This window comes from Arthrobacter sp. UYEF3 (assembly GCF_040546245.1).
Lineage (GTDB): Bacteria > Actinomycetota > Actinomycetes > Actinomycetales > Micrococcaceae > Arthrobacter.
Genome location: NZ_JBEPNK010000012.1, coordinates 40,917 through 59,811, shown reverse-complemented (window position 1 = coordinate 59,811; position 18,895 = coordinate 40,917). Strand labels below are relative to the sequence as shown.

Below are 18,895 nucleotides of genomic sequence, written 5' to 3'. Positions count from 1 at the left end.
TGAGATAATTTGAGGAAGCCTATGGAGCGTGATTCAACAGCCGTGAAAAACAAGAACCGATCCGGGGAGCGGACGTCCGGGGAGTATTCCGGCGACACCGAGGTCCACAGCATCACCGACGCTGCCGCTGCGCACTCGGAAGAGATGCGCCAGCGGATGATCAAATACGCCGTGGCCATGGGAATCCGCATGGTCTGCCTCATCCTCGTGTTCGTGGTGGACGGCTGGTTCAAGATCCTTCCCGTGATCGGCGCCGTCCTCCTGCCCTGGTTCGCGGTGGTGATCGCCAACGGCGGCGATCACGCCGAAGTCCACAGCGAATCGCTGATCGACTACGTCCCGCAGAGCGAACTCGACGCGCCGCGCTCCGAGGGAGCCGACGGCGAGGGACCCGGCGGCGAGGAACCCCCAGGTGTACGCCCGCCGACGGCGGACAATCCCCCGATCACCCTGCAGGGCGAACTGATTGACGACGACGAGGACCACGGACGGGCTGCTTCATGAATATGTTTTTCTTGGCCGGCCCCGCGGCCGCGCCGGCCGCAGCGATGTGCTCCCGCAGGGGATGCCGCGCCCACGCCGGCTGGCAACTGCTGTGGAACAACCCCAAAATCCACGCCCCGGAGCGGCGCAAAATCTGGTTGGCCTGCTCGGAGCACCGCACCTGGTTGGAGGACTACCTCCAGACCCGCGGGCTATGGAAGGACACGCTTCCTCTGGAAGCTGCTGGCAGCGACGACGCCGGACACGCCGGAGGTGCGGACGCCGCCCGGCCCGCCTCGGGGTCGGCCGGCGGCCCGGTCAGGGCCAGCTGAATGTACCGCTTCCTCTTCTCCAGCAAGTGGCTGGGATACCTGCTGCTGGCCGCCATTTTCGCAACCGCCTGCGTCTTCCTGGGCCGCTGGCAGATGGACCGCCGGGCGGAAACCCTCGCAGAGATCAACCGGGTCGTCTCCAACTATTCAGCCACCCCGATTCCGTTCGCAGAGGCCCGGGACGAATTCGTCAACCTTGATGCCGACCGTGAGTGGACGCAGGTTGAATTACGCGGCAGCTACGACGCCGCCGGCCAACGGATCGTCCGGAACCGTCCGCTCAACGGCCAGCCCGGCTATGAGGTGGTGGTCCCCTTCAAACTGGACTCCGGCGAGACGGTCGTCATCGACCGGGGCTGGTTACCGATCGGCAACAAGACCCCCGGCAGTCCGGACGCTGTCCCGTCACCACCGAAGGGGCCCGTGACCGTGGTGGGCCGGCTCAAGCATTCCGAGCCGGAACTGCAGCGCGGCGCACCCGACGGGCAGCTCGCCTCGATCGACCTGCCAGCCTACGCCGCCGGGCTCGGATATCCCCTGCTCACCGGCGCGTACGCCCAGTTGGCATCCGAAACCCCGCCGGCGGCGGACATGCCAGTTGCCTTCCCCAAGCCCGCCACCGAGGAGGGCACGCATCTGTCCTACTCGCTGCAGTGGTTTGCCTTCGGCGTGCTGATGTTTGTCGGGTTTGGCTACGCGGCCCGGCAGCAGGCCCGTAACGCAGCGATTGATGCCGAGGACGCCGCAGACCGGGCCGCCGAGGGCGAGTATCTGCACGCCAGCAACCCGACGCCCCGGCGTCGTCCCGTGCCCCGCAAGCGGAAGAATGCCACGGCAGAGGAAGAGGAAGACGCGATCCTCGACGCCCAGGGACATTGAGGGAGCCGCGCGAGGACCGCGATGCGGGAGGGGAACCAGACGCTATGTCAACATTTTCGGAGGGTGCTCTTTGGGCTCTCGCGCATGCTGAGCGCGCCGCGCTGGCCGAAGACCTAGCGGGCCTTGGCCCGGAGCAGTGGCGGCACGGGACTTTGTGTGGGCAGTGGGATGTCGAGCAGGTCGTGGCGCATCTCACTGCCGCGGCCATCCTGAACCAGTGGCAGTGGCTGCGGAGTATGGTCGGCGCGCGGTTCCGACCAGATGTGCACAACCGGCGTCGACTACAGGAGCACCGCGGTAACACCTCGGCCGAGACCCTGGACCGGTTTCGCGCGGTCATCAACAGCAGCGTCGCGCCGTCCGCGCACACTCCGGCCTACCTCGGGGAAGTTGTCGTGCACGCCCAGGATATTCGCCTGCCGCTGGGGCTCCCCCGAACTCCGAGCATTGATGCTTTGACACCCGTCGCGGAGTTCTACGCGCGCCGGGACTTCACGGTTGCCAGCCACATGCACGCAGCAGGCCTCCAGCTGAGGGCGGATGACGGTCCTTTCGCAGCGGGTTCGGGACCGCTGGTAACCGGGCCGACGGTTGCCCTGGTGATGGCGATGGCCGGACGCCTCCCTTACCTTGAGAACCTCCAGGGTCCCGGCGTGCCGACTCTTCGGTCACGCATCGAAGGCACCGCACCCGAACCGCCCCGGCAACAGGCTGACAATCCGTCCTAGTTGCGCCTGCTATTATTCAGCGCCGGGACAGCCAGGCCGAACTCAGCAACCCGGACGCCGAGCCGCCTGATCGAGCCTGGCGGTGACAATCTGCCTGCGAATCCGGCGTGGGCCGGGGTCCTCTACGCCAGCGTGATTAAGTCCAGATAGTCCTCGTTCCAGAGGTCCTCGACGCCGTCGGGCAGCAGCACGACCCGTTCCGGATTGAGCGCCTCGACGGCACCCTCATCGTGGCTTACCAGGACGACGGCGCCGGTGTAGTTACTCAGGGCGCCGAGAATTTCAGCGCGGCTGGCGGGGTCAAGGTTGTTGGTGGGCTCATCCAGTAGCAGTACGTTCGCGCTCGAGGCCACGATCGTCGCCAGGGCCAGGCGGGTCTTCTCGCCGCCGGACAACACACCGGCCGGCTTGTCGACGTCGTCGCCGGAGAACAGGAACGAGCCCAGGATGTTGCGTACTTCCGCGTCGTTCATGTCCGGGGCGGAGGAGCGCATGTTTTGCAGTACCGTGCGGTCCACGTCGAGGGTTTCGTGCTCCTGGGCGTAGTAGCCGACCTTCAGGCCGTGACCGGGGATGACCTCGCCGGTGTCGGGTTTGTCCACGCCGGCGAGCATCCGCAGCAGTGTGGTCTTGCCGGCGCCGTTGAGACCAAGGATGACCACTTTGGAGCCGCGGTCGATCGCCAGGTCGACGTCGGTGAAGATCTCCAGCGAACCGTAGGACTTGCTGAGGCCGTCGGCGGTGAGCGGGGTCTTGCCGCAGGGCGACGGGTCAGGAAAGCGCAGGGCTGCCACCCGGTCGTTCTCGCGCACCGCTTCGAGGCCGCCGAGCAGTCGCTCGGCACGCTTGGCCATGTTCTGCGCGGCGACGGCCTTGGTGGCCTTGGCGCGCATCTTGTTGGCCTGGTCCATCAGGACCTGGGCCTTCTTTTCGGCATTGGCCCGTTCGCGCTTGCGGGCGCGTTCGTCGGTCTCCCGCTGGGTCTGGTACCGCTTCCAGTCCATGTTGTAAATGTCGATCTGTGCCCGGTTGGCGTCCAGCAGGAACACCTTGTTCACCGTGGCCTGGAGCAGTTCGGTGTCGTGGCTGATCACGATCAGGCCGCCCTGGTGGTTCTTGAGGAATTCGCGGAGCCACGCGATGGAGTCGGCGTCGAGGTGGTTGGTGGGTTCGTCGAGGAGCATGGTTTCGGCGTCGGAGTACAGGATCCGGGCCAGTTCCACACGGCGGCGCTGGCCGCCGGAAAGGGTCTTGAGCGGCTGGTTCAGCAGCCGGTCCGGCAGCGCGAGGTTCGAGCAGATCGCAGCGGCCTCGGCTTCGGCGGCGTAACCGCCGGCCGCCAGGAACTCGGACTCAAGCCGGTCGTAACGGTTCATGGCCTTGCGCTGGATCGTGGCGTCCTCGCTGGCCATCTCTTCATGCGCGAGCCGGAGCTTGCTGACCGCAATGTCGAGGCCGCGGGCGGACAGGATCCGGTCCCGGGCCAGCTGTTCCATGTCTGGGGTGCGCGGGTCTTGCGGCAGGTAGCCGATTTCGCCGCTGCGCGTGACTTTACCGCCGGCAGGCAGGCCCTCACCGGCAAGCACCCGGGTCAGAGTGGTCTTACCTGCACCGTTACGGCCGACCAGGCCGATCTTGTCTCCCTTGTCGATCCGGAAGCTCACCTGGTCCATCAGCAGTCGGGCGCCGGCGCGCAGTTCGAGATCCTGGACGGTAATCAATGCAGCTAAGGCCTTTCACAACAGGGAACGCCGCGGCACAACGGATGAAGTCTGGATGGGGCCGGGGCAGTGTGGCCGAGACGACGGCCGCTACCAGTCTACCGGCAGCTACCCGGCCGGCTGACATCAGGGAACGCTGACGACGACGGCTGCCGTCGGCTGCCGCCGTCCGCCGTCGTCGCCCCCCCCCGTTTGGCGGAGCTGTCCAGCAAGATGACCGCCGCTTAGTGGAGGGCCTACAAAATCGCGGAGTCGACGCGGCCGTATGGTCGGAAGCAAGACCCCGCGCGCCACTGGGTGTGCGGCCCCCTCGGTGACAGGACGACCATGAGCAAGACTGACAACGGCAGCCGCAGCACCGGAATTTCCGGAACCGGGATCACCGGAACTCCCGGCACTCGCTTTGCCGCCACTGGCGGCCAGACGTGGCGCCGCCGTCGCTGGAACGCCACCGACCTCGGCCTCATCGCCGTGTTTGCGGCCCTCGTGGCAGTGTCCGCCGTGGTGCCGGCCATCCCGCTCGGGGCCATCGGCGTCCCGATCACGGTTCAGACCCTTGCCGTCATGCTCACCGGGCTCGCACTCGGACCCGGCCGCGCTTTCGCCGCCGTCGGGCTGTATGTGCTGCTGGGCCTGGCCGGGCTGCCGATCTTCAGCGGCGGCCGTAGCGGTGTGGCTGTGCTGGCCGGCCCGTCCGCCGGCTACATCATCGCCTTCCCGCTGGCGGCCGCCGCGGTGGGGTGGCTGGCCGCCGTCGCACTTCGCCGCGTTACCGGCAAGGTCCGGGCGGTGGCCCTGTTTGCCGCAGCGATGGCCGGCAGCATCGTCTTCGTCCACACGCTTGGCATCCTGGGCCTGATGGTGAACGCGAGGATGGACCTGTCCAAGGCCTTCCTGGCCGACCTGGTGTTCTACCCGGGCGATGTGATCAAGAACGTGCTCGCGGTCAGCATCGCCTTGGCCCTGCACAAGGCCTTCCCCGATCTGCTGGTCCGCCGCGCCCGCCGGGCCGGCGGGCCAATCGACGTCGCGTGAGCATCATCCTTGACCGGGCGGCGGTCCGGGTGGCCGTCGACGGCCACCCCGAGCCCAAGACGCTGCTCGAACCGGTCTCCTTGTCGCTGGCCGAGCGCCGGATCGGCGTGATCGGGGCGAACGGCTCGGGCAAGTCCACGCTGCTGCGGATGTTCAACGGCCTGGTCGCGCCCAGTTCCGGGACGGTGACGGTTTCCGGTGCCGATTCGGTCCGCGACGTCCGTGCGGTCCGCCGCCGGGTTGGTTTTGTCTTCACCGATCCGCTCGCGCAGCTTGTGATGCCGACCGGGCGCGAAGACGTGGAACTGTCGCTGCGGCGTTCGGTGCGGAACCCTCGGGAACGGCGGACCCTGGCCGAGGCAACGCTGAGCCGGTTCGGGATGCTCGCACTGGCAGACCAGAGCGTGTACGAGCTCTCCGGCGGCGAACGGCAGCTCGTGGCCCTCGCCGCCGTGCTGGCCGTCAACCCGGACATCCTGGTCCTGGACGAGCCGTCCACGCTGCTGGACCTGCGCAACCGCGAGCTGCTGCGCCGTACCCTGGCCGGGTTGGACCAGCAGGTCATTCTGTCAACGCACGATCTTGAGTTGGCCCTGGATCTGGACCGGGTTCTGGTGGTCGACGCCGGGAAAATCGTTTACGACGGCGCGGCGGCCGCCGCCGTCGCCCACTACCGGAAGCTGTGCGCGGCCGATCCCGCTCCGCTGCCGCCCGCCGGTGTGGATCCGGTGCGGCCGTGAGAGGCCACGGCTTCCTGTTGGCCAACTATGTGCCGGGAACGTCTCCGGTGCACCGCACACCACTGTGGTTGAAGTTCCTGCTGGTACTGGGATGCGGGATGGCGTCCTTCCTGATCGCCGACTGGGCCGTCGCCGCCGGGGCGCTCATCCTGCTGTGCGGGGTATATCTGTCCAGCGGCGCGGGCCTCCGCCGCCTGGTCCGGGCCGTACGGACGGTCCTGCCCGTGCTCGCAGTGCTCGGCCTGTTCCAATGGTGGCAACTCGGCGGCCCGGCGGCGGCGCGGATCGTGCTGAACATCCTGGTCTGCGTGGTGGCGGCGTCGATCCTGACGGCCACCACGCCGGTCCAGGTGCTCCTGGATGGAGTAGCGTCCCTGGCCAGGCCGTTCCGGCGGCTCGGCGCCGACCCCGAACGGTTTGCGCTGACAATTGCCATCATGCTGCGCAGCATCCCCTTCATCGCGGGCGCCTATGCCGACGTGCGCGATTCCGCCCGGGCCCGCGGCCTGGAGCGGAATCCCCGCGCCCTGGTGCTGCCGGTGTTCATCACCACGGTGGCATTCGCCCGGCAGACCGGCGACGCCCTGGCAGCCCGCGGACTGGGTGACGCCGAGGACCGGGACTAGGACAAGGCCGGGGCCGGGGCCGGGGTTCGCTGAGGAGGCCACTGGGCATGTCCAATGCTGCGGCCCACCCCGGAGCATGCCCTCCCCTGGCCCCGGGCAGCGGACATATCCGCACCATGCCCATCCCCGGCGGCAAAGAATGGGCATGTCCCCCGGGGGCGGCACACTGGGCATGTCCAATGCTGCGGCCCACCCCGGAGCATGCCCTCCCATGGCTCCGGGCAGCGGACATATCCGCACCATGCCCATCCCCGGCGGCAAAGAATGGGCATGTCCCCCGGGGTCGGCACACTGGGCATGTCCAATGCTGCGGCCCACCCCGGAGCATGCCCTCCCATGGCCCCGGGCAGCGGACATATCCGCACCATGCCCATCCCCGGCGGCAAAGAATGGGCATGTCCGCCGGGTCGGCACACTGGGCATGTCCAATGTTGCGGCCCTACTCGAGCGACCGGTACTCGAACAACGCCGCTGTCCCCATCCCGCCGGCGATGCTGATCATGGCTAGCGCCAACGTGCCGTCCGCGGGGTTCGTGCGGGCCTGGGCCAGGAGCCGGGTGACGAGCACCGCGCCGGAGGCCCCGTAGGCATGGCCCAGGGCCAGAGCTCCGCCGTCGAGGTTGGCCCGCAACGGGTCGATGCCCAATTGCCCGAGGCAGGCCAGCGTCTGCGAGGCGAACGCCTCGTTGAACTCGATCAGGCCGAGCTCTCCGGACACGACGCGGGAGTCCCCGAGGAGGCGTTCCGCAGCGGCCGCCGCTCCCATCCCGAGCAGCGATGGGTCCACGCCGGCGGTGTCGGTCCCGAGGACCACGAGTCCGTCGCGTGCTCCGAGTTGCCTCGCCCGGGCCATCGAAGTGATCACGACGGCGGCGGCACCGTCCGCATCAAAGCAGGAGTTCCCGGCCGTTACGGTCCCGCCGGCACGGAACGCGGCGGGGAACCGGGCCAGCACGGCAGGAGTGAGGGACCGGCGCGGCCCGTCGTCGGAGCTCACCGGACCGCCGGCGCCGGGCAGCGCGACGGTCTCCCCGTGGAAGGCGCCGGACTCGGCCGCGGCGATGGCGCGCCGGTGGCTGCGCAACGCGAAATCGTCCTGCCGCCGGCGTGCGATGCCGTAATGATCGGCGACGTTTTCGGCGGCCACGCCCATGTCCGGGTCGCCGTGGCGTTCGGGGGCAAACCGGGAACGGCTAAAGAACTCCGGCACGCCGTCAGGACCAGGCCGGGCCCGGAGCGGCGCGGTGCTGATACTCTCAACGCCGCCGGCGAGGTACACGGCGCCGCCCACGTGCCGGCCGCCGGATGCAACGAGCCGCGACGCCAGCACAATCGCGTCCAGACCGGAACCGCACTGCCGGTCGATGGTCAGCCCGGGAACACTCACCGGCAGCCCGGCCTCGAGGGCGGCAAGCCGGGCAACATTACCGCCGCCACCCACGGCGTTGCCGACCACCACGTCCGCCACCATCTCCGGCGGGACGCCCGCGTCGCCCAACAGGCGGCGCAGGACCGGTGCCAGCAGCTCGTGGGCCTGCAGGGTCTTCAGCGCGCCGTGGGCACGGCAGACCGGAGTCCGCAGGGCTGCAATAATGACGGGCTGGCGGTCCTCCTGCAGCAGGCCGGCGCGGCGCCCGCCAGTGCCACCCCCGACAATGCCACCCCCGCCAGTGCCACCCCCGCCAGCCGCCGGCACGGACACGGCAGCGTGATCCAACGCAAGCGCCGCCGCGGCCTCGGCCTCGGCCGCCCGGTTCTCAGCCAAGGCGCCGGACGCGCGGATCGTGGCGGGCTATCCACTCAAGCAGCAGCGGGCGGCTTAGCTTGCCGCGGTCAGTGAGCGGCAGCTCAGCCAGCAGGTAGTAGTCCAGCGGCCGCTTGTTCCGGGCCAGGCGGCCCTCGATGCCGGTCCTCAGTTGGGTGCCGGTCAGGGCGCCGTGGGAGGGCATCACAGCCGCCACGACGCGCTGGCCACGCAGGTCGTCCGGCTGCCCGGCGGCCACCGCCGCCGCCACGCCGGGCACGGCCGCGAGGGCCAGCTCAACCTCGTGCGGATACACATTGGTTCCGGCGGTGATGATCATGTCCGAACGGCGGCCCAGCAGGTGCAGGACCCCGTCGCGCAGGTAGCCCCGGTCAGCCACGGTGTACCAGCCGTTGAACCCCTGCAGCGCCTCGCCGTCGTCGCCCCACAAATAGCCGTCGCTGACCATGCCGCTGCGGACGCAGACGTTACCGTCCACCCCGTCCGGTACCGGCGCCCCGCCGCCGTCCAGAATCCTGATCTCAACGCCCGGGAACGCCTTGCCGATCCCCGTGCCGATCCCCGCACCTCCTGCGGCCGGGGATTCCCCCGGCCGCAGGCCGGCGCCGGCGACGAAACTGAGCTCCGCGGCACCGTAGTACTCGAAGATCGTGGCGTTGGGGGCCCAACGCCGGGCTGCCGCCAGGGTCCGCGCGTCGAGCTTGGAGCCGGCACAGATGATGCTCCGCAAACCGGAGCCGTCCACGCCGCCGACCAGGCCGCGCTCACTGAGCAGCCGGAGCATGGTGGGTACCAGCACCAGCCTGGTGATGCCGTCGTGGCTGACCGCGGCGTGCGCGTCGCCGACGTCGAACTGCTCGAGGGCGTGGAAGGCGGACCCGGCGTACAGGCACTCGGCGAGGGCATAGAGGTTGAGGCTCGCGGCCAGGGGACCGGGCGCGAGCGTCCGGTCGTCGGGGGTCAGACCGAAGAACTGCACCGACGAATCGAATGACTGCTGCCAGGAGCGCCGTGACCGGCTGAACGCCTTGGGCAGGGCCGTGGTGCCGGAGGTGAGCCCGATCAGGAAGGGTGACTCCGGCACCCCGTCGGCGAGTTCGGTACCGGGTTCAGCACCCGGCTCAGGCGTGAAGCCCGCCCCACCGGCGGAAGCCACCTCCGCGATCCGCGCGGTGAGGCCGTCCAGGAGCTGCTGCGGCCAGGAGGGGTCCAACACGGCGCAACGGCGGCTGCCCGCCACGGCGGCCGCGAACGCGGCCGCAAAGTGGGTGGAGTTGCGTTCGGCCAAGATCGTGACGGCCGGAGCGACCGGCACCAGGACAGCGGCAGCGTCCCGAAGCTCTGCCCAGCCCAGGCGCTTTCCGGCCACGACGACGGCGGTGTCGTCGGGGCGTTCATCGGCCCAGCGCTGGAGTCTGTCGAGAAAAGGCATCGGGCCAACTTTACCGGGGACGGGATACCTTGCGGGCGGCAGGGGATATTGTGACAGCATGAGTTTCAACGACAACGTCGAATTGGACCCGTCGCAGGTGCAGGACCGCCGGGGTTTGGGACGCGGCACGAAGATCGGGGGCGGGATCGGCGGCGGGATCGTCTTGCTGCTGGCGGCCCTGTTCGGCATCAACCCCAGCCTCCTTGAAGGTCTCACTGGGGCCACGCCGGACCAGTCGCAGAGCCAGGGCACAGCGCCGGCGTGCAAGACCGGCGCTGACGCCAACGCGCGCCTCGACTGCCGGATCAACGGCACCGTGAACAGCCTGAACGCGTTCTGGCCGGCGTACCTGGCCAAGTACGGCACGAAGTATCCGCAGCCTGAGACGGTGATCTTCAGCAATTCCACCAACACCGGCTGCGGGGCAGCGACCTCGGAGGTGGGGCCGTTCTACTGCCCCGCGGACCAGACGGCGTATTTCGACCCAGGCTTCTTCCAGGAGCTCGTGGACCGCTTCGGTTCTTCCGGCGGACCGCTGGCGCAGGAGTACGTCGTGGCGCATGAGTTCGGCCACCACATCCAGAAGCTGCTCGGCACAATCGACCGCGCCCGGCAGGATCCCCAGGGTCCCGAGTCCGGCGGGGTGCGGGTGGAACTCCAGGCTGACTGCTACGCGGGCCTCTGGGTGCGCTATGCCACCACCACGAAGGACCCGGGTTCGGGCCAGCCGTTCCTCGCGCCGCTGAAGGACCAGGACCTGCAGGATGCCTTGTCCGCAGCGTCATCGGTGGGCGATGACCGGATCCAGAAGGCCGCCACCGGCCGGGTCTCACCCGAATCCTGGACGCACGGCTCCAGCGCGCAACGGCAGAAGTGGTTCTACCAGGGCTTCAAGACCGGCGACATCAACCAGTGCGACACCTTCAAGGTTGCCACCCCGTAATCCCCTCACCTCATCCGCTGCTCGTTAACTGCCGGTCAGGGGCGCCTAAAGGACCGGTACGGAGCGACCGATGGGAGGACGACGGCGGGCCCGCCTCCGGGAGGTGGGGCCCGCCGTCGTCATTAGGGTTCTTTGGCCGAGCGAAGCGAGGCCAGGGAGGCGGTGGGGACCTAGATGTTGAAGCCGAGGGCGCGCATCTGGTCGCGGCCGTCCTCGGTGATCCGCTCCGGACCCCACGGCGGCATCCACACCCAGTTCAGGCGCCAGTCGTCCACAATGCCGTCCAGGGCGTTGCCGACCTGCTCCTCGATCACGTCGGTGAGCGGGCAGGCGGCCGTGGTGAGCGTCATGTCGATCAGCAGGGCGCCGTCGTCGTCTGAGTACTTGAGTCCGTAGAGCAGGCCCAGGTCAACGATGTTCACCCCCAGTTCCGGGTCGATCACATCCTTGAGTGCCTCTTCGACGTCCTCGAGGCCCGTCCGGGCCGTGTTGATTTCGGTCATGGCGTAGTCCTTACTAGGCCTGTGCTGCGGCGTCGGCGGCAGCGATAGTGGCAGCTCCCGCACCGGTGGCGTAGCGGTCGTAGCCTTCTTCTTCGAGGCGGTCCGCGAGCTCCGGGCCGCCCTCTTCAACAACCTGTCCGTCAACGAACACGTGCACGAATTCCGGCTGGATGTAGCGCAGGATCCGGGTGTAGTGCGTGATGAGCAGGGTGCCCATGTTGCCGTCGGCGTGGGCACGGTTGACGCCCTCGGAGACAACCTTCAGTGCGTCGACGTCCAGGCCGGAGTCGGTCTCGTCGAGGATGGCGAACTTCGGCTTGAAGAGCTCGAGCTGGAGGATCTCCACGCGCTTTTTTTCACCGCCGGAGAAGCCTTCATTGACGTTGCGCTGGGTGAAGTCGGCGTCGATGCGCAGCTGCTGCATGGCGGCCTTGACGTCCTTGGTCCAGGTGCGCAGCTTCGGGGCTTCGCCGTCGATGGCGGTCTTGGCGGTGCGCAGGAAGTTGGTCATGCTCACGCCGGGAACCTCCACCGGGTACTGCATGGCCAGGAACAGGCCGGCGCGGGCGCGCTGGTCAACGGTCATGGCGAGGACATCTTCACCGTCCAGCGTGATGGAGCCGCTCGTGACCTTGTAGCGCGGGTGGCCGGCGATGGTGGAGGCCAGAGTGGACTTCCCGGAACCGTTGGGGCCCATGATGGCGTGGGTCTCGCCGGTCTTGATGGTCAGGCTGACGCCCTTCAGGATTTCCTTGGTGCCCTGCTCGGTGTCAATGCTGACGTGCAGGTCCTTGATCTCAAGAGTAGACATGTGTCTTGTTCTCCTCTGCACCGTGCCTCTCGGCGGCGGTGCGGTTTCTCGACGTTAAGTTTTTGTTGAAGCTGTTGCCGGCCCCGCCGGAGGGAAAACCCTCCAGGGGCTAGCTGAAGTTTGGTGCCTCGGCGCCGTTCAGGATGGTGCTGACGTCAACATAGACGCCGCCGTCCCGGATGGTCACGGCGAAGACTGGTACGGGATCGTAGGCGGGCAGCTGGAGCGGCTGGCCGCTGCGCAGGTCGAATTGGGAGCCGTGGCCCCAGCATTCGATCTTGCAGCCCTCCACCTCGCCCTCGGAGAGCGAGATGTCCGCGTGCGAGCAGGTGTCGCCGATGGCGTGGATCTCGCCCATCGAATCCTTCACGACCGCTACGGGATAGTCGTCGATCAGGATGCGCAGCGCCTGCTTGACCTCGATCTCGCTGGCGCTGCAGACCAGTTCGCCCTTCGGCTGTTCCGTCATATCGTGTCCGTACTGTCTAGTTGTCCGTGGCGGCGAGTTCGCGCTCGACGGCGGCCGTGAGGCGTTCCTCGATGGCGGGCACCTTGATTTGCTGGATGATCTCGTTCAGGAAGCCGCGGACCACCAGACGGCGGGCCACCTTTTCCGGAATGCCGCGGGCCATCAGGTAGAACAGGTGCTCGTCATCGAATCGGCCGGTGGCGCTGGCGTGGCCGGCGCCGGCGATCAGGCCGGTCTCGATTTCGAGGTTGGGTACGGAATCCGCGCGGGCGCCGTCGGTGAGGACCAGGTTGCGGTTGGCCTCGTAAGTGTCGGTGCCTTCTGCTTCCTTACGAATCAGGACGTCACCCACCCAGACGGTGTGCGCGTCGCGGCCCTGCAGGGCACCCTTGTACAGCACGTTGGACTTGCAGTTCGCGACCGCGTGGTCCACGAACAGGCGCTGCTCGAGGTGCTGGCCGGCGTCGGCGAAGTACAGGCCGAACAGTTCCGCTTCGGCACCCGGAGCGGTGAAGCGGGCCGACGGCGTGACGCGCACCAGGTCGCCGCCGAGGCTGACGACGATGTGCTTGAACTTGGCGTCGCGGCCGAGCTTCGCCTGCTGGGAGGAGGCGTGCACGGCGTCGTCGTGCCATTCCTGGAGCGAAATGACGGTGAGCTGTGCGCCGTCCTCGACGAGCATCTCGATATTTTCCGAGACGACGGCCGTGCCCTGGTGGTCGAGCACGATGACGGCCCTGGAGAACTTCTCTGCGACGATCACCAGGTGCTGCGCTGAAGGCCCTGAGCCCTGGCCGGTCAGCACCACGCTGACTTCGCCCTCGGCCTGGACTCCGGCAGGAACCGTGATGACGGTGGCCTCAGTGAAGTTCTCCCAGGCGTTCGCGGAGACCCGGTCCTCGGGAATGGCTGCCGAGCCGATCCGGGCGTCGTCGCGGCCGACGGTTTCGATCCGGACACTGTCCGGGGCGCTGACGGCCACGGACGGCGCGGCACCGCTGAGGACCTCGGCGTGCAGGCCGCGGAGGCGCTTGAGCGGGGTGAACCGCCAGTCCTCCTCCATGCCGGTCAGCGGCTTGAAATCCGCCAGCTTGTAGGAGGTCAGGCGGCCGGCACGCGAGCTGTCCGGGATGCCGACGCCGCCGCCGTGCGAGTGCGCCTTGACGGCGTCGCCGGCCAGCGGGGACTTCGATTCGGCGGAGTTCAGTGGCGAGAGCCTCTCGCCTTCCTCGGTGAAACCGTCGATGAACGGTTGGGATGAGGGCGCGCCGATGCGTGCCTTTTCAGTAGTGATGTCAGTCATTAACCGACCGATCCTTCCATCTGCAGTTCAATCAGTCGGTTCAGCTCAAGGGCGTATTCCATCGGCAGTTCACGGGCGATCGGCTCGATGAAACCGCGGACGATCATCGCCATGGCCTCGTCTTCGCGCATGCCGCGCGACATCAGGTAGAACAGCTGTTCTTCGCTGACACGCGAGACCGTCGCTTCGTGGCCCATGGTCACGTCGTCTTCGCGGATGTCGATGTACGGGTACGTGTCCGAGCGGCTGATGGTGTCCACCAGCAGCGCATCACAGCGGACCGTGTTGGCCGAGTGCTTGGCGCCCTCGCGGACCTGGACCAGGCCGCGGTACGCGGCGCGGCCGCCGCCGCGTGCCACGGACTTGGAGATGATCGAGCTCTTCGTGTTCGGCGCGATGTGGACCATCTTGGAGCCGGTGTCCTGGTGCTGGCCCTCGCCGGCGAACGCGATCGAGAGGGTCTCGCCCTTGGCGCCGTCACCGACGAGGTAGACGGCCGGGTACTTCATGGTGACCTTGGAGCCGATGTTGCCGTCGATCCACTCCATCGTCGCGTTTTCTTCGCAGATGGCCCGCTTGGTGACCAGGTTGTACACGTTGGTGGACCAGTTCTGGATGGTCGTGTAGCGGACCCGGGCGCCCTTCTTCACGATGATCTCCACAACGGCGGAGTGCAGCGAGTCCGAGGTGTAGATCGGCGCGGTGCAGCCTTCGATGTAGTGGACGTAGGAATCCTCGTCCGCAATGATCAGGGTGCGCTCGAACTGGCCCATGTTTTCCGTGTTGATGCGGAAATAGGCCTGCAGCGGGATGTCCACGTGGACACCCTTGGGCACGTACACAAACGAGCCGCCGGACCAGACGGCCGTGTTCAGCGAGGCGAACTTGTTGTCGCCCACCGGGATGATCGTGCCGAAGTACTCCTGGAAGATCTCCGGGTGCTCGCGCAGCGCGGTGTCGGTGTCCAGGAAGATGACGCCCTGCTGTTCCAGGTCCTCGCGGATCTGGTGGTAGACCACCTCGGACTCGTACTGCGCGGCGACGCCGGAGACCAGGCGGCTGCGCTCGGCTTCCGGAATGCCCAGCTTCTCGTACGTGTTCCGGATGTCCTCGGGCAGGTCCTCCCAGGTGGCGGCCTGCTTCTCGGTGGAGCGGACGAAGTACTTGATGTTGTCGAAGTCGATGCCGGAGAGGTCTGCACCCCAGGTGGGCATGGGCTTGCGGTCGAAGTACTTCAGGCCCTTCAGGCGCAGGTCCAGCATCCACTCCGGCTCGTTCTTCTTGGCCGAGATGTCGCGTACAACGTCCTCATTGATACCACGCCGGGCGTTGGCCCCGGCGTCGTTCTTGTCGGCCCAGCCGTACTCATAGGTGCCGATTCCGTGCAGCTCAGGATTCTTTTCCAGAATCTCCGAAATCACAGTGGATTCAGCAACCGTTTTCTCTGATAGTTGGTCCGTCATCACGGCCTTTCTTGCAGATGGTTGGATACTTCGTCCGGGTTGCCCGGGCCTGCGGGGCTGGAAGCCCCGACGGCGGCCGGACGGCCCGTAGGTATGTGGGTGGTGCAGACGTGGCCGCCGCGCGCTAGCGTGGACAGCCTCCGCACGTCGACGCCGACCAGCCGGGAGAACAGCTCGGTCTCCACGTCGCAGAACACCGGGAACTGCGTGGCAAGCTGCTGGATGGGGCAGTGGCCCTGGCAGAGCTGCACGCTGGACAGCGCGGCAGGAAGCGGAGCTTTGGCGTCGATCGACTGTGCCGAGGCGACGAACCCGTCGCGGCTCAGGGCAGCGGAGAGAACTCGGGCGCGCGCGGTGATGTCGGTTCCGGCCAGCTCAATTTCCGGCGCGTAACGGCGTTCCATCTCTGCGAAGCGTTCGACGGCGAACTCCCGAACCGCATCGGCGCCCGCCATTTCGCCGAGCCGCCGGAGGGCGGAACTGGCGATGTCGAGGTAGTCGTTGCCCAGCGTGGATTGCCCCTGTGAGCTGAGGACATAGCGTCTCGCCGGCCGGCCGGCCCCGGCACCGGCACGGGAAGCCCGCTTGACTTCGATCACGCCGTGGCGCGACAGGTGGTCGAGATGGCGGCGGACAGCGGCAGGGGTGAAGCCAAGCATCTCGCCGAGCTCGGCGGCGCTGATGGGCCCGTGTTCCAGCACCGCGCTCAAGACGCGGTCCCGGGTGCGTTCCTCGGCGTCGGCGGCGTTCGCCGAAGGCACGACAACAGGGACTGCCGCGTCCCCGGCAGAATCACCTGACACCGCAGACACGTCAGGCCCGGCGGAAGTAGCTTGGCTTATGGAATACACAACACAATCATGCCGTAATTTACTCCCGCTATCTAGTAAGGCATGGCTTTCCTGGGCCTGGCACCGGAGCGGATCGTCACCTACTACGTCCCGTAGAATGCATTAGTGCGATCTCCCGAATCCCCGGCCCTGACAATCAGCGGGCTCGTCAAGGATGTTGGTCCCGTGCCCAGTCTCGACGGCAGAATGCTGCGTGTGGTCAGCGGCCTGTCCCTCGTTGCCGAACGCGGGCAGGTCACCGCCTTGCTGGGCGCAAACGGTGCCGGCAAAACCACCACAATCGAATGCGCGCAAGGGTTGCAGAAACGCACCTACGGAAGTATCAGCCTGCTGGGGCAGGACCCGGACACTGCCGGGGCGGAGCTGCGGGCCCGCGTCGGCGTGATGCTCCAGGACGGCGGGCTGCCGCCGTCGGCCCGCCCCATCCCTCTGCTCCGGCATATCGCCGGCATGTACCAGGATCCGTGGCCGGTGGACGACCTGGTCCGGCGCCTGGGTATCGACGCGTTCAGCCGCACCAACATCCGGCGCCTGTCCGGGGGCCAGAAGCAGCGGCTTGCCCTCGCCGCGGCACTGGTTGGTCGTCCCGAGGTGCTCTTCCTCGACGAACCGAGCGCCGGCCTGGACCCGCAGTCCCGGCAGCTGGTGTTCGAACTGATCGGCGAATTGCGGGACCGCGGCATGGGCATCATCCTCACGACACACCTGATGGACGACGCCCAGCGGCTCGCCGATTACGTCTACATCATCGATGCGGGCCGGAACGTTGCCGAAGGCACCGTCGCCCAGCTGCTGCGGCACGAGCTGGTGGAAGGCGACGGCGGGCAGCACATCCGGACGCTGCTTTTCGAAGCGGAGCCGGGCCTGGACCTGGCCGGTGTCCTCCCGGACACCGTCGAGGTCCGGGAAACCCGGGCCGGCAGCTACAGCGCCACCGGAGCGCTGACCCCGGCCGATCTCGCCGCCGTCGCCGCCTGGTGGGCGGCCCGCGGCATCATGCCCGCCTCCATGAGCCTGGCGGCACGCAGCCTCGAGGACGTCTTCCTCGACCTCTCCGGAAGGGAGACCCGATGAGCTCCGCCCCCGCCGGCACGCCGCTGGGCAGTGCCCCCGCTCCCCTGCTCAGCCGGATTCTGCTGCAGGGCCGCTATGAAACCACCACCATGCTCCGCAACGGGGAGCAGCTGATCCTCGCGGTCATCCTGCCGTTGCTGGCGCTGGTGGGCCTGACCGTCACGCCGCTGCTGGACGGCCTCGGCCCCAGCCGGGTCAACATCGCGGTACCGGGCATCCTGGCCCTGTCCGCGATGTCCACGGCCTTCACCGGCCAAGGCATCTCCACCGGCTTCGACCGCCGCTACGGGGTGCTGCGCTTCCTCTCCACCACGCCGCTGGGCCGCGCCGGGCTGATCCTGGGCAAGGTGCTCGCCGTCCTCGCGGTGCTGCTGATCCAGGTGCTGGTAGTCACCGCCGTCGCCCTCCCGCTGGGATGGCGGCCCACGCTGGGCGGCCTGCTTCCGGGACTCGTGCTGCTGGTCCTCGGTGCGGCGGCTTTCACCGCCCTCGGCCTGCTTGTGGCCGGGACTGTCCGGCCGGAGGCGACCCTGGCGATCACCAACCTGCTGTGGATCCTGTTCGGCGCTCTCGGCGGCATTGTCATACCGGCCGAGCGGCTCCCGGCCCTCGCCCAGGCGATTGTCCATTTCCTTCCCTCCGGGGCGCTGGGCCAGGCGCTACGGGATGCTTTGCTGTACGGCAGCGTCAATCTTGCCGCCGTGTTTGTCCTGTTGCTCTGGACGGCGATTGCCGGCCTGGCAGCGACCCGTTGGTTTAAGTGGAATTGAGAAAACTGTGAGCACGGTGTCCCGCCCTCCCCGTAACCTGTCCCGGATTGCCGCCCGGCTGCCCGTCACCGTCGACAAGACAATCCGGCGGCTCGCCGTGCTGTCCTTGATCGGCCAGACCGTGCTGGTGGTCACCGGCGGGGCCGTCCGCCTTACCGCCTCCGGCCTGGGCTGCCCCACGTGGCCGCGCTGCACCGACAATTCCCTGGTCAACACGCCGGCAATGGGCATCCACGGCATCATCGAGTTCGGCAACCGGCTTCTGACCTTTGCGCTCGCGGCCGTGGCCGTGATGATGCTGGTGTACCTGTGGAACCTGCGCAAGGAACGCCGCGACCTCTTCCTGCTGGCTGCCGGCCTGCTGGCCAGCATCCCGGCGCAGGCGGTCATTGGCGGTATCACCGTCCTCACCCAGCTGAATCCATGGGTGGTGGGCCTGCACTTCCTGGTCTCGATGGCCCTCGTCGTCCTCGCCACGCTGCTTGTGAACCGGGCCTACGGGCGCGCCGGCACGGCACGGACACGGGAGCTTGCCGCCCTGCCCGGTGCCGCACGACCGGTGATGACCGCCGTCGCCTTCGTAGCCGCCGCGGCCGTCTGCCTGGGCGTCGTAGTGACCGGGGCCGGCCCGCACGCCGGCGACGCGGACGCGCCGCGCAACAACCTGGACTGGGACCTCTTTTCGCACATCCACGCCGTCCCGGCCTACCTTGTCACGGCCGGTGCGCTGTTCGGCGTGTACCTTGTGTTCCGCGGCCGCATCGCGGGCCCGTTCCGCACGGCGGTGTTCATGCTCCTGGGTGTCACCGTGTTGCAGGCCGTCATCGGCTTCACGCAGTACTACAACGGCATCCCCGCGCTCCTCGTGGGTGCGCACATGCTGGGGGCGGCGCTGTTGATGAGCGCGTCCACGAATGCCGCCGACATCGCGCGCAGCAGCCCGCTTAAGTAGCAGGCCGGTCCCGGC

Annotated in this window: 20 protein-coding genes; 11 read left to right on the top strand and 9 right to left on the bottom strand. The window is 67.9% G+C overall.

Annotated features, from left to right (window positions below; all coding sequences use genetic code 11):
- Positions 1-21 precede the first annotated feature (21 nt).
- Genes ABIB14_RS10440 through ABIB14_RS10425 form a run of 4 tightly spaced genes read left to right on the top strand, consistent with a single transcriptional unit; the run spans position 22 to position 2,422 of the window.
- On the top strand, positions 22-504 hold the full coding sequence (locus ABIB14_RS10440; protein ID WP_354235808.1) for a DUF3099 domain-containing protein: 483 nt from the start codon (positions 22-24) through the stop codon (positions 502-504).
- Positions 501-815 carry a hypothetical protein gene (locus ABIB14_RS10435; RefSeq protein WP_354235807.1) on the top strand — a complete coding sequence of 105 codons (315 nt, stop codon included), beginning with the start codon at positions 501-503 and terminating at the stop codon, positions 813-815. The genes ABIB14_RS10440 and ABIB14_RS10435 overlap by 4 nt, the downstream gene beginning before the upstream one ends.
- Positions 816-1,694 (top strand): SURF1 family cytochrome oxidase biogenesis protein, encoded by an 879-nt coding sequence (locus ABIB14_RS10430; protein WP_354235806.1) that lies wholly within the window; start codon positions 816-818, stop codon positions 1,692-1,694.
- A 44-nt stretch (positions 1,695-1,738) separates the two neighbouring features.
- On the top strand, positions 1,739-2,422 hold the full coding sequence (locus tag ABIB14_RS10425; RefSeq protein ID WP_354235805.1) for a maleylpyruvate isomerase family mycothiol-dependent enzyme: 684 nt from the start codon (positions 1,739-1,741) through the stop codon (positions 2,420-2,422).
- A 122-nt stretch (positions 2,423-2,544) separates the two neighbouring features.
- On the opposite strand, the gene ABIB14_RS10420 is transcribed toward ABIB14_RS10425, so the two are convergent.
- Positions 2,545-4,143 (bottom strand): ABC-F family ATP-binding cassette domain-containing protein, encoded by a 1,599-nt coding sequence (locus ABIB14_RS10420; RefSeq protein WP_354235804.1) that lies wholly within the window; start codon positions 4,141-4,143, stop codon positions 2,545-2,547.
- A gap of 327 nt (positions 4,144-4,470) precedes the next feature.
- Between ABIB14_RS10420 and ABIB14_RS10415 the strand changes: the two genes are divergently transcribed.
- Genes ABIB14_RS10415 through ABIB14_RS10405 form a run of 3 tightly spaced genes read left to right on the top strand, consistent with a single transcriptional unit; the run spans position 4,471 to position 6,544 of the window.
- The gene (locus ABIB14_RS10415; protein WP_354235803.1) at positions 4,471-5,178 is read left to right on the top strand and encodes a biotin transporter BioY; all 708 of its coding nucleotides are present in this window, start codon (positions 4,471-4,473) and stop codon (positions 5,176-5,178) included.
- Positions 5,175-5,918: an energy-coupling factor ABC transporter ATP-binding protein gene (locus tag ABIB14_RS10410; RefSeq protein WP_354235802.1), complete on the top strand. Its 744-nt coding sequence runs from the start codon at positions 5,175-5,177 to the stop codon at positions 5,916-5,918. The genes ABIB14_RS10415 and ABIB14_RS10410 overlap by 4 nt, the downstream gene beginning before the upstream one ends.
- Positions 5,915-6,544: an energy-coupling factor transporter transmembrane component T family protein gene (locus tag ABIB14_RS10405; RefSeq protein ID WP_354235801.1), complete on the top strand. Its 630-nt coding sequence runs from the start codon at positions 5,915-5,917 to the stop codon at positions 6,542-6,544. The genes ABIB14_RS10410 and ABIB14_RS10405 overlap by 4 nt, the downstream gene beginning before the upstream one ends.
- 439 nt (positions 6,545-6,983) lie before the next feature.
- On the opposite strand, the gene ABIB14_RS10400 is transcribed toward ABIB14_RS10405, so the two are convergent.
- Both ABIB14_RS10400 and ABIB14_RS10395 read right to left on the bottom strand, forming a co-directional pair.
- Positions 6,984-8,201, bottom strand: a complete 1,218-nt coding sequence (locus ABIB14_RS10400) for a thiolase family protein (RefSeq protein WP_354235867.1) — start codon at positions 8,199-8,201, stop codon at positions 6,984-6,986.
- 100 nt (positions 8,202-8,301) lie between these two features.
- Complete coding sequence (locus tag ABIB14_RS10395; RefSeq protein WP_354235800.1) at positions 8,302-9,741, bottom strand: class I adenylate-forming enzyme family protein; 1,440 nt, start codon at positions 9,739-9,741, stop codon at positions 8,302-8,304.
- A 58-nt stretch (positions 9,742-9,799) separates the two neighbouring features.
- Here ABIB14_RS10395 and ypfJ point away from each other — a divergent pair, with 58 nt between their 5' ends.
- Positions 9,800-10,684, top strand: a complete 885-nt coding sequence (ypfJ, locus tag ABIB14_RS10390) for a KPN_02809 family neutral zinc metallopeptidase (RefSeq protein WP_354235799.1) — start codon at positions 9,800-9,802, stop codon at positions 10,682-10,684.
- 170 nt (positions 10,685-10,854) lie between these two features.
- On the opposite strand, the gene ABIB14_RS10385 is transcribed toward ypfJ, so the two are convergent.
- The 6 genes from ABIB14_RS10385 to ABIB14_RS10360 all read right to left on the bottom strand — a co-directional run bounded on the left by ABIB14_RS10385 (position 10,855) and on the right by ABIB14_RS10360 (position 15,994).
- Positions 10,855-11,187: a metal-sulfur cluster assembly factor gene (locus ABIB14_RS10385; protein WP_354235798.1), complete on the bottom strand. Its 333-nt coding sequence runs from the start codon at positions 11,185-11,187 to the stop codon at positions 10,855-10,857.
- 13 nt (positions 11,188-11,200) lie between these two features.
- Positions 11,201-11,998 (bottom strand): Fe-S cluster assembly ATPase SufC, encoded by a 798-nt coding sequence (sufC, locus tag ABIB14_RS10380; RefSeq protein ID WP_354235797.1) that lies wholly within the window; start codon positions 11,996-11,998, stop codon positions 11,201-11,203.
- Positions 11,999-12,107: 109 nt separating this feature from the next.
- Positions 12,108-12,467, bottom strand: coding sequence for a non-heme iron oxygenase ferredoxin subunit (locus tag ABIB14_RS10375; protein WP_354235796.1), 360 nt, complete (start codon positions 12,465-12,467; stop codon positions 12,108-12,110).
- A 16-nt stretch (positions 12,468-12,483) separates the two neighbouring features.
- A complete protein-coding gene (sufD, locus tag ABIB14_RS10370) occupies positions 12,484-13,770 on the bottom strand; it encodes a Fe-S cluster assembly protein SufD (RefSeq protein WP_354235795.1) in 1,287 nt (428 codons plus the stop codon).
- Positions 13,770-15,233 carry a Fe-S cluster assembly protein SufB gene (gene sufB, locus ABIB14_RS10365; protein WP_354235794.1) on the bottom strand — a complete coding sequence of 488 codons (1,464 nt, stop codon included), beginning with the start codon at positions 15,231-15,233 and terminating at the stop codon, positions 13,770-13,772. Before sufB ends, sufD begins: the two co-directional genes overlap by 1 nt.
- Positions 15,233-15,994 (bottom strand): helix-turn-helix transcriptional regulator, encoded by a 762-nt coding sequence (locus tag ABIB14_RS10360; RefSeq protein WP_354235793.1) that lies wholly within the window; start codon positions 15,992-15,994, stop codon positions 15,233-15,235. The genes sufB and ABIB14_RS10360 overlap by 1 nt, the downstream gene beginning before the upstream one ends.
- A gap of 195 nt (positions 15,995-16,189) precedes the next feature.
- Between ABIB14_RS10360 and ABIB14_RS10355 the strand changes: the two genes are divergently transcribed.
- Genes ABIB14_RS10355 through ABIB14_RS10345 form a run of 3 tightly spaced genes read left to right on the top strand, consistent with a single transcriptional unit; the run spans position 16,190 to position 18,880 of the window.
- Positions 16,190-17,158: an ABC transporter ATP-binding protein gene (locus ABIB14_RS10355; protein WP_354235792.1), complete on the top strand. Its 969-nt coding sequence runs from the start codon at positions 16,190-16,192 to the stop codon at positions 17,156-17,158.
- Positions 17,155-17,928 carry an ABC transporter permease gene (locus tag ABIB14_RS10350; RefSeq protein ID WP_354235791.1) on the top strand — a complete coding sequence of 258 codons (774 nt, stop codon included), beginning with the start codon at positions 17,155-17,157 and terminating at the stop codon, positions 17,926-17,928. Before ABIB14_RS10355 ends, ABIB14_RS10350 begins: the two co-directional genes overlap by 4 nt.
- 7 nt (positions 17,929-17,935) lie before the next feature.
- Positions 17,936-18,880 (top strand): COX15/CtaA family protein, encoded by a 945-nt coding sequence (locus ABIB14_RS10345; protein ID WP_354235790.1) that lies wholly within the window; start codon positions 17,936-17,938, stop codon positions 18,878-18,880.
- The last annotated feature ends 15 nt before the right edge of the window (positions 18,881-18,895 follow it).